General features: G+C 62.7%; 8 protein-coding genes and 1 pseudogene. 7 read left to right on the top strand and 2 right to left on the bottom strand.

Annotation, left to right across the window (positions count from 1 at the left end; all coding sequences use genetic code 11):
- Positions 1-6 precede the first annotated feature (6 nt).
- From RG836_RS26370 to RG836_RS26355, 4 genes are all read left to right on the top strand, one after another.
- The gene (locus tag RG836_RS26370; RefSeq protein ID WP_310850732.1) at positions 7-1,422 is read left to right on the top strand and encodes a Y-family DNA polymerase; all 1,416 of its coding nucleotides are present in this window, start codon (positions 7-9) and stop codon (positions 1,420-1,422) included.
- Complete coding sequence (locus RG836_RS26365; protein WP_310850731.1) at positions 1,398-4,496, top strand: error-prone DNA polymerase; 3,099 nt, start codon at positions 1,398-1,400, stop codon at positions 4,494-4,496. The genes RG836_RS26370 and RG836_RS26365 overlap by 25 nt, the downstream gene beginning before the upstream one ends.
- Positions 4,497-4,949: 453 nt before the next feature.
- On the top strand, positions 4,950-7,064 hold the full coding sequence (locus RG836_RS26360) for a hybrid sensor histidine kinase/response regulator (protein ID WP_310850730.1): 2,115 nt from the start codon (positions 4,950-4,952) through the stop codon (positions 7,062-7,064).
- A gap of 143 nt (positions 7,065-7,207) precedes the next feature.
- Positions 7,208-9,745, top strand: coding sequence for an excinuclease ABC subunit UvrA (locus tag RG836_RS26355; RefSeq protein WP_310850729.1), 2,538 nt, complete (start codon positions 7,208-7,210; stop codon positions 9,743-9,745).
- 276 nt (positions 9,746-10,021) lie between these two features.
- On the opposite strand, the gene dctA is transcribed toward RG836_RS26355, so the two are convergent.
- Positions 10,022-11,329 carry a C4-dicarboxylate transporter DctA gene (gene dctA / locus RG836_RS26350; protein WP_310850727.1) on the bottom strand — a complete coding sequence of 436 codons (1,308 nt, stop codon included), beginning with the start codon at positions 11,327-11,329 and terminating at the stop codon, positions 10,022-10,024.
- Between the two features lie 101 nt (positions 11,330-11,430).
- Positions 11,431-12,600 (bottom strand): mandelate racemase/muconate lactonizing enzyme family protein, encoded by a 1,170-nt coding sequence (locus RG836_RS26345; RefSeq protein ID WP_310850726.1) that lies wholly within the window; start codon positions 12,598-12,600, stop codon positions 11,431-11,433.
- 100 nt (positions 12,601-12,700) lie between these two features.
- Here RG836_RS26345 and RG836_RS26340 point away from each other — a divergent pair, with 100 nt between their 5' ends.
- The 3 genes and pseudogenes from RG836_RS26340 to RG836_RS26330 form a co-directional block, all read left to right on the top strand.
- Complete coding sequence (locus tag RG836_RS26340; protein WP_310850725.1) at positions 12,701-13,579, top strand: LysR family transcriptional regulator; 879 nt, start codon at positions 12,701-12,703, stop codon at positions 13,577-13,579.
- Between the two features lie 91 nt (positions 13,580-13,670).
- Positions 13,671-13,991: a hypothetical protein gene (locus RG836_RS26335; protein WP_310850724.1), complete on the top strand. Its 321-nt coding sequence runs from the start codon at positions 13,671-13,673 to the stop codon at positions 13,989-13,991.
- A 330-nt stretch (positions 13,992-14,321) separates the two neighbouring features.
- Positions 14,322-14,648 (top strand): annotated as a pseudogene (locus RG836_RS26330) (HupE/UreJ family protein); the annotation flags it as partial.
- Positions 14,649-14,677: the final 29 nt, after the last annotated feature.

Below are 14,677 nucleotides of genomic sequence, written 5' to 3'. Positions count from 1 at the left end.
GTTGTCATGCGCTGGGTATGTGTCCTCTTTCCTCAATTGGCCCTCGACGCGGTACTGCGCCAACGCCCCGATCCCGACGAGCCGTTGGCACTGTTGACCGGTCCGGCGCAGCGTCGGGTGTTGCAAGCGGTCAACCTGTCGGCTCGCGCCCTGGGCTTGCGCCCCGGGCAAACCATGACCGCCGCCCAGGCCTTGAGCAAAGGTTTTGTCACTGCCGAATACGACGCTGCCGAGATCGAGTACTGGCAACAATTTCTCGCCGCCTGGGCCTATCGCTTCAGCGCCCAGGTCAGCGTGCATTACCCACGAACCCTGCTGTTTGAAATCGAATCCAGCCTTGGCCTGTTTGGTTCCTGGCCACAACTGGAGGCGCGGTTGCGCACGGAACTGACGGACCTGGGCTTTCGCCATCGCATCGTCGCCGCGCCAAACCCCGTGGCGGCACGGGTCCTGGCCAATGCCTACGACGGGCTGGTGGTGCCCGACGGTGCAGCCTTGCAGCAGCACCTCGGGCGCCTGCCGGTGGACCGCATCGGCCTGCCGCAAAATGTAGCCATCGCCCTTTCGCGCATGGGTTTGCGCAACCTGAGCCAGGTGCAGACGCTGCCCCGTGCCAGCCTGGCCCGGCGTTTTCCGGCCGATGTACTCAAACACCTGGATGCACTGCTCGGCGCGCGGCGTCTGGCCTTGACCTTTTACCTGCCGCCGGACCGTTTTGATGTGCGCATCGAACTGAATTTCGATGTGCAATCCCACCAGGCCCTGTTGTTCCCGCTCAAGCGCCTGACCGCCGACCTCTCGGCCTTTCTCTGCGGGCGCGACAGCGGCGTGCAACGTTTCACCTTGCACCTGGAACACGCCGGGTTACCGGACAGTTTGATCAAGGTCGGCCTGCTCAGCGCCGAGCGCGACGCGGCGATGCTGTTCGAACTGGCCCGGGGCCGCTTGGAGCAGGTGCAAGTGGCGGCACCGGTGCGCGGCTTTCGCCTGAGCGCCGAAGACTTGCCGGCCTTCGTGCCGCAACGCCAGGAACTGTTCGACGACCGCCCGCAGCAATCCTTGCCCTGGGAGCAATTGCGCGAACGCCTGCGCGCGCGGCTCGGCGATGAGGCGGTGCACGGCTTGGGTTTTCAAGCGGATCACCGCCCGGAACGCAGTTGGCTGGCGAACGGCGAGCGCCATCCCTGCGTGGCCAATCCCTGCGTCCAGCGTCCGGGCTGGTTGCTGCGTGAACCGCTGGCGGTGCACGAAGGGTCGGCGCGGATTCTCATGGGCCCGGAGCGCATCGAGTCCGGTTGGTGGGACGGCGACGATGTACGCCGCGACTACTACCTGATCCAGACCCGCAGCGGCCAGCACGGCTGGGCCTATCGCACGGTGGGCGAGGGCGGGCCGTTGTGGCTGCAAGGCTGGTTCGCATGAGCGTCGGTTATGCCGAGTTGCACTGCCTGTCCAACTTCAGTTTCCAGCGCGGCGCGTCCAGTGCGCTGGAACTGTTCAAGCGGGCCAAGGCCCAGGGTTATCAGGCCCTGGCCATCACCGATGAATGCACGTTGGCCGGGATCGTCCGCGCCTGGCAAGCGGCCAAGGATCAGGAACTGCCGCTGATCGTCGGCAGCGAGATGCAGGTGGATGACGGCCCGCGACTGGTACTGCTGGTGGAAAACCTGGCCGGTTACCAGGCCCTGTGCCGTTTGATAACCCAAGCCCGGCGGCGCACGCAAAAGGGCCAGTACCAAGTGCTGCGCGAGGATTTCGCCGAGCCGTTGCCAGGGTTGCTGGCGTTATGGCTGCCGGACGCCGAGCCGAACCGGGCGCACGGGCAATGGTTGAACAGCGTTTTCGCCGGACGAACCTGGCTGGCGGTGGAACTGCACCGCGGCCAGGACGACACCACGCGCCTGCAACAGTTGCTGGCCCTGGCTGCCGAATTAAATATGGGCGCCGTGGCCAGCGGCGATGTGCACATGCACGCGCGCGGGCGCCGGGCCTTGCAGGACACCATGACCGCGATCCGCCATCACCTGCCGGTGGCCGAGGCCGGTCAGCGCCTGCACCCCAACGGCGAGCGGCATCTGCGCAGCCTGGAGGCGCTCGGCCAGTTGTACCCGGCGCCCTTGCTCGACGAAACCCTGGCCATTGCCCGCCGCTGCAGCTTCGACCTCGGCAAGTTGCGCTACCACTACCCGCGCGAGTTGGTGCCGGAGGGCCACAGTGCCGAGTCGTGGCTGCGGCAGTTGACCGAACAAGGCATTCAGTGGCGCTGGAGAGGCCGGGCTCAGGCCAAGGTGCTCAAGCAAATCGACGATGAGCTGGATCTGATCACCGAGCTGGGTTACGAAAGCTATTTCCTCACGGTGCACGACATCGTGCGGTTTGCCCGCGAGCAACACATCCTCTGTCAGGGGCGCGGCTCGGCGGCCAACTCGGCGGTGTGCTTCGCCTTGGGCATCACCGAAATCGACCCGGAACGCAGCACCTTGCTGTTTGAACGCTTTATGTCCAGGGAGCGCAACGAACCGCCGGATATCGACGTGGATTTCGAGCACGAACGCCGGGAAGAAGTCTTGCAGTACGTGTTCCGCCGCTACGGTCGCGGGCGCGCGGCGCTGACAGCGGTGGTCAGCACTTACCACGGCGCCGGCGCGGTGCGCGATGTGGCCAAGGCCTTGGGCCTGCCGCCGGATCAGGTCAACGCCTTGGCCGATTGCTGCGGGCACTGGAGCGACCAGGCGCCGCCCCTCGATCGCCTGCGCGAAGGTGGCTTCGATCCCGAGAGCCCGGTGTTGCGCCGGGTCATTGCACTGACTCAACAACTGATCGGTTTCCCCCGACACCTGTCGCAGCATCCCGGTGGCTTCGTGATTTCCGAAGAACCGCTCGACACCCTGGTGCCGGTGGAAAACGCCGCCATGGCCGAGCGCACCATCATTCAATGGGACAAGGACGACCTCGATGCGGTGGGCCTGCTCAAGGTCGACATCCTGGCGCTGGGCATGCTCAGCGCGATTCGTCGCTGTTTCGACCTGCTGCACCTGCATCGCGGGCGCCAATGGAGCCTGGCGAGCATCCCCGCCGAAGACCCGGCGACCTACGCAATGATCAGCCGCGCCGATACCGTGGGGGTGTTCCAGATCGAGTCGCGGGCGCAGATGTCGATGCTGCCGCGGCTCAAGCCCAAGACCTTCTACGACCTGGTGATCGAAGTGGCGATCGTCCGGCCAGGGCCGATCCAGGGTGGTATGGTCCATCCGTACCTGCGCCGGCGCAACAACGAAGAAAAGGTGGTGTACCCATCGCCAGAATTGGAAGTGGTGCTCAAACGGACCCTCGGCGTGCCGCTGTTCCAGGAGCAAGTGATGCAGATCGCCATCGTCGCGGCCAACTACAGCCCCGGCGAGGCCGATCAGTTGCGCCGGTCCATGGCCGCGTGGAAACGCCACGGCGGCCTCGACCCGCACAAGGAACGCCTGGCGGTGGGCATGCTGCGCAATGGCTACAGCGCCGAGTTCGCGGCGCAGGTTTTCGAACAGATCAAAGGCTTCGGCAGCTACGGTTTTCCGGAATCCCATGCCGCCAGTTTCGCCCTGCTGACCTACGCCAGTTGCTGGCTCAAATGCCATGAGCCGGCAGCCTTCGCCTGTGCCCTGATCAACAGCTGGCCGATGGGTTTCTACAGCCCGGACCAGATCCTCCAGGATGCTCGCCGCCATCAGTTACAGATTCGCCCGGTCGACGTGCGCGCCAGTGACTGGGATTGCAGCCTCGAGCCCACCGACCATGAACAACCGGCGATCCGCATGGGCCTGCGGATGATCAAGGGCTTTCGCGAGGAGGATGGGCGGCGCATCGAAGCGGCCCGGGCGGGCGGGGCGTTTATCGACATTGCCGACCTCGGCGAGCGGGCACGCCTCGACGCACGGGCTCAGGAGTTGCTGGCGGACGCCGGGGCCTTGCGCGGGCTGGCCGGGGATCGGCACCGGGCGCGCTGGGAAGTGGCGGGGGTGCAGAAACAACTGGGGCTGTTCGCCGGTTTGCCGAACCAGGAAGAGCCGCCGATCAGCCTGCCGAAACCCACGGTGGGCGAAGACCTGTTCGCCGATTACGCCACTGTCGGCACCACCCTCGGTCCGCATCCCTTGGCCTTGTTGCGCGCTGAACTGAAGGCTCGCCGTTGTCGCAGTTCGCAGGAATTGCTCAGCGTCGAACATGGTCGCCCGGTCAGCGTGGCGGGGCTGGTCACGGGGCGCCAGCGCCCGGGCACCGCCAGTGGCGTGACTTTTGTCACCCTCGAAGACGAATTCGGCAACGTCAACGTGATCGTCTGGCGCGACCTCGCCGAACGCCAGCGCCGAGTGCTGGTGGGCTCTCAACTGCTCAAGGTCGATGGCCGCTGGGAACAGGTGGGCGAGGTGCGGCATTTGATCGCGGGGCGGATGAGTGACTTGAGCGAGTTGCTGGATGGAGTCAGGGTGCGCAGTCGGGATTTTCATTGAATGGGTGGTGAAATCAACCCGTTTTGTACTGCCCATGTAATGAGGAGGCTTGCCCCAGTTTGTACTGCCCATGTAATGAGGAGGCTTGCCCCAGTTTGTACTGCCCATGTAGTGAGGGGGGTTGCCTGGTTTTTACTGCTTTTGTGGTGAGGGGGCTTGCCCCCGTTCGACTGCGTAGCAGTCGCCCATGAAGGCGCTGAGATTCATCAGACGCACCGTGCTTGCCACTTTTGGGGCGCTTCGCACCCCAACGGGGGCAAGCCCCCCCCCCCACAGCCATCGCCGCGGCGGGCAAGACCGGCTAACATCGGCGCCAACCTTTGATTGTCGATCACTGAGCGTGCGCTTACCGCAGCCGCATCGGTGGTCGAAATCGGCTATACCTTGATGAAACCAATGACACCAGCGGTGCTCGAAACAAACGCGCGCACTGAAAGGGGCACAGAGTTACTGATGCAGTTTCTAACCAATAGCCACGGCTGCGCCGGCTGGAACGGAGAAATGGCCGAGCGGATCCGGGCGTTCGATTGGTCGGTGACGGAGCTGGGCAATGTCGATCACTGGGCGCCGAGTTTGCGCTGTGCCGTGCAGATGCTGTTGGCCTCGCCGGTGCCGATCGTCATGCTCTGGGGCAAACCGGGCTACATGATTTACAACGACGCCTACTCGGTGTTTGCTGGCGGCCGCCACCCGTATCTGCTGGGTTCGCCGGTTGAACTGGGTTGGCCAGAGGTCGCCGATTTCAACCGTCATGTGGTCGACACCTGCCTGGCCGGCAACACGCTCTCGTTCAACAACAAAGAACTGGTGCTGTTGCGCAATGGCCAGCCCGAAAACGTGTGGATGGACCTTTATTACAGCCCGGTGCCCGGCGACGACGGGGCGCCGGCGGGGGTGATGGCGATCGTCGTCGAAACCACGGCCCACGTCATTTCCGAACAACTGCGTGAACAAGCCGAAATCGCCTACCGCGCCGACAACGAGCGGGTGCGCCTGGCATTGAATGCCGGTGCACTGCTCGGCTCGTTCGTGTGGGACATCAAGGCCAACCTGCTGTCCGGCGACGAGCGTTTTGCCCGCACGTTCTCCTTGCCCTGCGCAAAATCCCTGGACCGCGTCGACCCGGAACTGGCCAACCGCATGGTGCATCCCGACGACCTGCCGCAGCTCACGCAAAGTGTCGAGCAAGCGGTGAAGCATGGCGGTCCGTTCAACGCCGAATACCGCATTTTGCGCGCCGATGGCAGCCATCTGTGGGTGCTGGCCAGCGGTTGTTGTGAATTTGATGAGCACGGCAAAGCCTTTCGCTTTCCCGGCGTGCTGATTGACATCAACGAGCGCAAAGCCGCCGAAGAATCGCTGCTCAAGTTCACTCGCAACCTTGAACAGCGAGTGGCCGATGAGGTCGGGGCGCGCTTGCTGGCCGAGGAGCAATTGCGTCAGTCGCAGAAGCTCGAAGCCATCGGCGGGCTGACCGGCGGCGTGGCCCATGACTTCAACAACCTGCTGCAAGTGATCGCCGGCAACCTGCACCTGCTGGCGCGCCACGAACCCGACAACAGCAATGTACAACGGCGGGTGGGCGCGTCCCTGGCGGCGGTCGAGCGCGGCGCTAAGCTGTCCTCGCAACTGCTCGCGTTTGCCCGGCGTCAACCCTTGTCGCCGGGGGTCTACAGCCCATTCAGCCTGTACGACGGGGTCGGCGAATTGCTCCAGCGCGCTTTGGGCGAAACCATTCGTTTCGAAGTGCATTTGCCGGCCGAGCCCTGGTGCATTTTCGTCGACCGTAACCAGTTGGAAAACGCCGTACTCAACCTGGCGATCAACGCTCGCGACGCCATGAAAGGCGAGGGCGTGATTCAGTTGAGTGCTGAGAACCTGATGCTCGACTCGCGATTCTGCCTGGGCAAGGACTTGGCGCCGGGCGCTTTCGTTTGCCTGTCGGTGAGCGACCGCGGCAGCGGCATGGCGCCGGATATTCTGGCCAAGGTGTTCGAACCGTTCTTTACCACCAAGGCTGATGGCCAAGGCACAGGCCTGGGCTTGAGCATGGTGTTCGGTTTCGTCAAGCAAAGTGGCGGGCACATCGAAATCAGCAGTCGGCCGGGGCAGGGCACGCATGTGCGAATGTACTTCCCGCGCAGCGTCGGTCGCGAAGAAGTGCAACCGGTGCCCGTGCGAGTGCACGACACTGAAGGCCGCCAGGAAATCATCCTGGTGGTGGAAGACAACGACGACGTGCGCAGCGCTTCGGTGGAGTTGTTGCAGCAGTCCGGCTACCGGGTGTTGAGCGCCGCCAACGGTGACCAGGCGATGAAAATGCTGGTGGACGGTACGGCGGTCGATCTGATTTTCACCGATGTGCTGATGCCGGGCATGATCAAAAGCTCGGATCTGGCAGCGTGGGCCAAGGTTCAGGTGCCGCCGGTGGCGGTGCTGTTCACGTCCGGGCACACCCGCGATTTGATCTCCCGCGATCACCAACTGAGCCCCGACACCCACTTGCTGAGCAAACCCTACAGCCCCGATGCGCTGGCCCAGCGAGTGCGGATGGTGCTGGGCGGATGAATCCCGATGTCAGCCGTCGTGCATGACGCTGTGGGAGCGGGCTCGGTCAGGCCACAGTTATGTTGAATTAGCCTCTTCGCGAGCAGGCTCGCTCCCACAGAAATTTGCGCACTTTTCTCGATTGTTGAACAAGGCCCGCCCCCATGACTTCGCCGTACAAATCCAACCCTGCCAACGCCGCGCTCCACGACGGCATGGTCCGTGTACGCGGCGCCCGTGAGCACAATCTGAAGAACGTCGATGTCGACATTCCCCGCGATGCCTTGGTGGTGTTCAGCGGCGTGTCGGGTTCGGGCAAGTCGTCCCTGGCGTTTTCAACCTTGTACGCCGAAGCGCAGCGGCGCTACTTCGAATCGGTGGCGCCCTATGCGCGGCGGTTGATCGATCAAGTGGGCGTGCCGGACGTGGATTCCATCGACGGCTTGCCGCCCGCCGTGGCCTTGCAACAGCAGCGCGGTACGCCCAGCACTCGCTCGTCGGTGGGCAGCGTGACCACGCTGTCGAGTCTGATCCGCATGCTCTATTCCCGCGCCGGCAGCTACCCGAAAGGCCAGCCGATGCTGTACGCCGAGGACTTTTCGCCGAACACGCCCCAAGGCGCCTGCCCGGAGTGCCATGGGTTGGGCCGGGTGTATGAAGTCACCGAAGCGCTGATGGTCCCGGACCCGAGCCTGACCATTCGCCAGCGCGCGGTAGCGTCGTGGCCGCTGGCGTGGCAGGGGCAAAACCTGCGCGACATCTTGGTGACCATGGGCATCGACGTCGACATCCCGTGGCACACACTGCCGAAAAAGCAGCGCGAGTGGATTCTGTTCACCGAAGAAACCCCGACTGTGCCGGTGTACGCCGGGCTCACCCCGGAAGAAACCAAAGTCGCGCTCAAGCGCAAGATGGAACCGAGTTACCAGGGCACCTTCAGCGGCGCGCGGCGTTACATCCTGCACACCTTTACCCATTCGCAGAGCGCGTTGATGAAAAAACGCGTGTCGCAATTCATGACCGGCAGCGCCTGCCCGTTGTGCGACGGCAAACGCCTCACCCGGGCGGCGCTGTCGGTGAAATTCGCTGGCATGGACATTGGCGAGTTGTCGCAGATGCCGCTGTTGCAAGTGGCCAAGGTGCTGAAACCGATTGCCGAGCACAGTGAGCTGGGCGCGCAACTGTCCGAGGAAAAACGCCTGGCCGCGCAACGCATCGCCCAGGATTTGCTCGAGCGGGTCAGCACCTTGACCGATCTGGGCCTGGGTTACTTGGCGCTGGAGCGCAGCACGCCGACCTTGTCCTCCGGCGAGTTGCAGCGCTTGCGCCTGGCGACGCAATTGGGCTCGCAACTGTTTGGGGTGATCTATGTGCTTGATGAACCTTCGGCGGGCCTGCACCCGGCGGATGGCGAGGCGCTGTTCGATGCCTTGCAACGCCTGAAAGCGGCGGGCAACACATTGTTTGTGGTGGAGCACGATGTCGACACCATGCGCCGCGCCGACTGGCTGATCGACGTTGGCCCGGCGGCCGGTGAGCACGGTGGTCGGGTGCTGTATAGCGGTCCGCCGGCGGGGTTGGCCGAGGTCACGGAATCGCAGACCCGTGCGTATCTGTTTGCCGAGCATCAACAGGCGCCGCGCACCTGTCGCCAACCGCAAGGCTGGTTGCGGCTGGAGGGCATCACCCGCAACAACTTGAATAACCTGACCGCGGAATTCCCGCTCGGCTGCTTCACCTCGGTGACTGGCGTGTCGGGTTCGGGCAAGTCGAGCCTGGTCAGCCAGGCGTTGCTGGAACTGGTGGGCGCGCACCTTGGGCGCAGTGTCAGCGCCGAAGAGCCGCAGGAACTTGACCTAGCGGAGGACGCGCCGCAGACCAGCGCCGGGCAGGTGACGGCCGGGCTGGAGTCGATCAAGCGGCTGGTGCAAGTCGACCAGAAACCCATCGGCCGCACGCCGCGTTCCAACTTGGCGACCTACACCGGGCTGTTCGACAACGTGCGCAAACTGTTCGCCGCCACGCCCAAGGCGCAGAAGCTCAAGTACGACGCCGGGCAGTTCTCGTTCAACGTCGCCAAGGGCCGTTGCCCGAATTGCGAAGGCGAGGGGTTTGTCAGCGTTGAATTGCTGTTTATGCCTAGCGTGTATGCGCCGTGCCCGGCTTGCCATGGCGCGCGGTACAACGCCGAGACCCTGGCGATTACCTGGGAAGGGCTGACCATCGCTCAGGTGTTGCAGTTGACGGTGGAGGAGGCGGTGGCGGTGTTTGCCGAACAGCCGGGGATTCGGCGTTCGCTGGAGGTGCTGCGGGACATTGGTCTGGGGTATTTGCGATTGGGGCAACCGGCTACAGAGCTGTCCGGCGGCGAGGCGCAGCGGATCAAACTGGCGACCGAATTGCAGCGCAATGCGCGCGGGGCGTCGCTGTATGTGCTGGATGAACCCACCACCGGACTGCATCCGCGGGATGTGGATCGGCTGCTGGAGCAGCTGGATATTCTGGTCCAGGCCGGGCACACGGTGATTGTGGTTGAACACGAAATGCGCGTGGTTGCGCAAAGCGACTGGGTCATCGACATAGGCCCCGGCGCAGGCGATCAGGGCGGCACTATCGTCGTCGCCGGCACCCCGCAGCACGTGGCCAAACACAAAAAAAGCCGCACAGCGCCGTTTTTGGCCCGGGCACTGAGCCGGTTATAACTGCGGTGTAGAGTGGGAAGTTCAGTGTTCACAGAGTTGCACTGAGCCTCACCCACCGCCTTCGCGAGCAGGCTCGCTCCCACATTGGATCGATGGTGTTTGCAGAGTTTATGCCTGGCATCGATCAAACCTGTGGGAGCGGGCTTGCTCGCGAAGGGGCCGGCACATTCAATATCAATGTCGCCTGACCCAGCCATCGCAAGCCAGCTCTCACAGGGATCTCAGGTGTTCACAGAATTTGTGTCCACTTCAGTTGCTGTGCCCACCAACAGTTCATCAAGACTGCACCGGCACTCCCTTGCGCGAGGCTTTTTCGGCTTTCATGGCGGCGATTTCCCGTTCGCAGGCGGCGACGTCGAAGGAGTTGTCCCACTTGGCGATAGCAATGGTGCCGATGCCGTTGCCAATCAGATTGGTCACCGCCCGGGCTTCGTTGAGGAAGCGGTCAATGCCGAGCAGCAGCACCAGGCCCACCAGCGGGATGGAGTGGATGGTGGTGAGGGTCGCCGCCAGGGTGACGAACCCGGCACCGGCCACGCCCGCCGAACCTTTCGAGGTCAGCAGGAACACCCCCAGCAAAATCATCTGGTCCATAAACGTTAACGGCGTGTTGGTCGCCTGGGCGATGAAGATCGCGGCCATGGTCAGGTAGATGCAAGTGCCGTCGGCGTTGAAGGTGTAGCCGGTCGGCAGCACCATGCCTACCACGGATTTGCGGCAGCCGAGTTTCTCCAGTTTCACCATCATTCGCGGCAGCACCGCTTCGGTGGAGCAAGTGCCAAGGGTGATAAGAGTCTCATCCTTGAAGTAGCGCAAAAACTGCATCAACGGCATGCCCGACCAGCGCGCCACCGTGCCCAGCACCACCACAATAAAGATCAGCGTCGTGACGTACAGCGCCACCAGCAACTGGCCGAGGGACAGCAAGGTGCCGATTCCGTATTTGCCAATGGTGAACGCCATGCCCGCACCCGCGCCGATCGGCGCCAGGCGCATGACCATCGCGACGATCTTGAACAGCCCTTGCAGGAACAAATCGATGGTGTTGATCAGCGGCTTGCTGGTTTCACCCATCTGCACCAGCGCCACGCCCATCAGCACCGACAGCAGAATCACCTGCAGCATCACACCATTGGAAAACGCGCCGACGAAGGTGTGCGGGATGATGTTGAGGAAGAAATCAATCGTCCCGCCTTGCTCACTGGCGGCCTGGCTGTAATTGCTGATCGCACTGCCATCCAGCGCCGCGACGTTGATGTTCATGCCTTCGCCGGGTTTGACGATATTCACCACCAGCAGCCCGATCACCAGCGCGATGGTCGAGAGGATTTCAAAGTAGATCAGGGCCTTGACCCCGATGCGCCCGACTTCCTTGATGCTGCCCATCTTGGCGATACCGACCACCACCGTGCCGAAAATAATCGGCGCCAGGAGCATTTTGATCAGCTTGATAAAGCCATCGGCGAAGGGTTGCAGCTTGGCGCCGAATTGAGGTTCGAAATAGCCGATCAGGGCACCGATGACGATACCGATCAACACTTGCACATACAGCTGGCCATACCAGCGGGTTTTCGAGATTTCCACGGAAGCACCTCATTTTATTGTTGTGATGGGCGATGTGGCTTGGCGTCGCAAAACGCCACGAACGCCGCGACCCCGCATTACGGGGTCGCGGGCAACAGCAATCAGCCCTCGCCGAGTTCACGCATCACGGCATACAGCGCCGACTTGGCTTCGAAGCCGACGCCCGGGATGTCCGGCAGGCCGACGTAACTGTTCTCGACCCGAATCCCGTCGGCGAAACCGCCAAACGGCTGGAACACGTCCGGGTAGGATTCGTTACCGCCCAGGTGCAGGCCGGCGGCGATGTTCAGCGACATCTGGTGGCCACCGTGCGGCACCACGCGGCGCGACGACCAGCCCATCTCTTCCATGACTTTGAGCGTGCGCATGTACTCCACCAGGCCGTAGGACAACGCGCAGTCGAACTGTACGAAATCGCGGTCCGGGCGCATGCCGCCGTGGCGCAACAGGTTGCGAGCGTCCTGGTGCGAGAACAGGTTTTCGCCAGTGGCCATCGGCAAGTCGTAGTGCTTGGCCAGTTCCGCTTGCAGGGCGTAGTCGAGCGGGTCGCCGGCCTCTTCGTACCAGAACAGGTTGTAAGGCTTGAGCGCTTCGGCGTAGGCAATCGCCGTTTGCTGATCGAAGCGACCGTTGGCGTCCACCGCCAGACGACGGCCATCACCGACCACTTTGATCACCGCTTCGATGCGGCGGATGTCGTCGGCCAGGGGCGCGGCGCCGATCTTCATCTTCACCACGTCGTAGCCGCGATCCAGGTAGCTGCGCATTTCGTCTTGCAGCTTGGAGTCGTCCTTGCCGGGGTAGTAGTAACCGCCGGCGGCGTAGACCCAAACCTTGTCGTCGGCCACACCGCCGCGATAACGGTCGGCCAGCAGGCGATACAGCGGCTTGCCTTCAATCTTGGCCACCGCGTCCCACACCGCCATGTCGATGGTGCCGACCGCCACCGAGCGCTCGCCGTGGCCGCCGGGTTTTTCGTTGGTCATCAGGGTCTTCCAGATGGCGAACGGGTCGAGGTTGTCGTGATCCTTGTCCAGCAGCGATTCCGGGTCGGCCTCGGTGATGCGCGCCAGGAAGCGGTCACGCATCAGCGCGCCCTGGCCGTAGCGGCCGTTAGAGTTGAAACCGTAGCCGATCACCGGTTTGCCATCACGAATCACATCCGTCACTACCGCCACCACCGAGCAGGTCATCTTCGAAAAATCGATGTAGGCATTGGCAATCGGCGAGGCAATGGAAACGGTTTTTTCGCGGATGTCGACGATACGCATGGGGTGCTCCTCTTGTTGTTGATGGCCCCACGTTATGCGTTGCGATGACCCCCGCCCAATGCTATTAATGCCGCGCCCTATGCACAGGAGGCATTGCCCTTTGGAACTGGTCTGGCTGGAAGATCTGGCGGCATTGGCCGAGTACGGCAGCTTCGTGCGCGCCGCCGAAGCACGCCACGTCACGCAACCGGCGTTCAGCCGCCGCGTGCGCTCGCTGGAGAACTGGATGGGCGTCGAACTGTTCATCCGCACCCCGCAAGGCGCAACCCTGACCGAGGCCGGCAAACAGATTTTGCCCAGCGCCCAGGAAGCCGCGCGGCGCCTGTACCGCATGCGCAGCGAAGCCCAGGAAGTCGCCGGCAAAGCCGCCAAAACCCTGCAATTCGCCGCCACCCATTCGCTGTCCTTCACCTTCTTCCCGCGCTGGATCCGCCGCGCCGAGAAGGGCACCCCCATCGAAGCCGTGCGCCTGCACTCCGACAGCATGGCCATCTGCGAACAAATGCTCGTCCACGGCCAAGTGCAATTTTTGCTCTGCCACCGCCACCCCGACGTCCCGCCATTGCTGGCCGCCGACCAATTCATCGGCAAAAAAGTCGGCGAAGACGTGCTCATCCCCCTGGCCGGCGCCACCGCCGACCTCGGCACCTCACCGGCCTCGCTGCCATACCTGGCCTACACCGAAGAATCCGGCCTGGGCCGCATCCTCGCCCATCGCCTGCAAGGCAAAGAAGACTTCCTGCACCTCAAACCCTTGTTCAGCAGCCACCTCGCCGCCGTCCTCATGTCCATGGCCCTGGAAAACAAAGGCGTGGCCTGGCTGCCGAAAAGCCTCACTGAACAAGAAGTCCAGGACGGCCGCCTGGTACGCGCCCTCGACGAAACCTGGGACATCCCCCTCGACATCCACCTGACCCGCCCCGTCGCCCCCATCAGCCTGTTCGCCGAAACCTTCTGGGCCGGCCTGGCCGACGCCTGAAATACTTTCTTAAAAAGAGGCAAAACGCTGGCCCCCACGCAAACAAAGTGTCGCCAAAATCGCTTCATTTTCAGGCGGTTAAGGAATGCACATGCGCAAGGTATGGATCACACTCGCCCTCACCGGCATAGCCTTCACAGCAGAAGCCCGACCGCTGAAAGACAGCGACCGCTACATGTGCAGCTGGGGCGCCGGCACTGCGGCCAAGGCCCAGGAACTGAAACTGGCCGGGGTGTCGTTGTATGCGGCACGGCAGAAGTTGCAGACGTATAAATTTACCAAGCCCTGGATGCGGATGATGGCGATGGGGATTACTGAGCAGACGTATGACAGTGGTTCACGGATCAAGCCTGCGGCGGTGCGGGAGGTTTTTTATGGGGATTGTTTGAAGTATCGGGTGGCGGGGAGGTGAGGGTGGGTATGGGTTTGAGCGGGTAGGTGCGGCGTTTTACTTTTCGATTACTGAATGTCCATTTCTAATGGACGTACTCCGCAGGCTGCTTTCGGCAAAAAGCAGCCGTTCGTGATAGTAAGCTTTAGGCAAAATCGATTTCAGGAACGGCTTCTACAAAAATTTCACGTTAAATGAGCGATATAGTTCGTCACGGTTCGCGGCTGAGCTGAGGGCCAGCCAAAGCGATAGCCTATTTTAAATAGTGAGCTGTATGTTTTCGTAATTGACTAAACAAAATAGCAGGTGCTGTCTTGAGCTTAATAAAATCGATCCACTTAGTGCTAGCCTGGAGTCGCCATTGCCCATCTTGAAACCGGCATCGCTGCATCGGTGCTCGCTTTTGGCTTGCTGGTCGCGGTGGCGGCGCGTCCACCTGTGGTGCTCGCCCTCGCCATCACCGGCCTGTCCGGACTGGCTCACGGCATCGCCCATGGACTGGAATTGCCGGAGATGAGCAGCCCTGCGGCTTACGCGGTCGGCTTCGTGATCGCGACATCAGCGCTTCATGCTGCAGGCTTCGCACTCGCACGGTGGCTGCCGATTCGCGCCGCCGCACTGATTCGTGTGCTCGGTCTGGCGTCGGCGGGAGCAGGGGTCGCGTTACTGGCAGGTTGATTGCGGAGTGTTACCCAAAGCGACGCGAG

It is taken from the genome of Pseudomonas rhizozeae, assembly GCF_031583775.1.
Taxonomy (GTDB): Bacteria; Pseudomonadota; Gammaproteobacteria; order Pseudomonadales; family Pseudomonadaceae; genus Aquipseudomonas.
The sequence above is the reverse complement of the archived record's forward strand: the minus strand, read 5'-3'. Positions and strand labels throughout refer to the sequence as shown.

Bases quoted from the DNA above. Each gene is read 5' to 3' on its own strand.
- RG836_RS26370 (WP_310850732.1), top strand. From the start codon at position 7: ATGCGCTGGGTATGTGTCCTCTTTCCTCAATTGGCCCTCGACGCGGTA.
- RG836_RS26360 (WP_310850730.1), top strand. From the start codon at position 4,950: ATGCAGTTTCTAACCAATAGCCACGGCTGCGCCGGCTGGAACGGAGAA.
- RG836_RS26355 (WP_310850729.1), top strand. From the start codon at position 7,208: ATGACTTCGCCGTACAAATCCAACCCTGCCAACGCCGCGCTCCACGAC.
- RG836_RS26345 (WP_310850726.1), bottom strand. From the start codon at position 12,600: ATGCGTATCGTCGACATCCGCGAAAAAACCGTTTCCATTGCCTCGCCG.
- RG836_RS26335 (WP_310850724.1), top strand. From the start codon at position 13,671: ATGCGCAAGGTATGGATCACACTCGCCCTCACCGGCATAGCCTTCACA.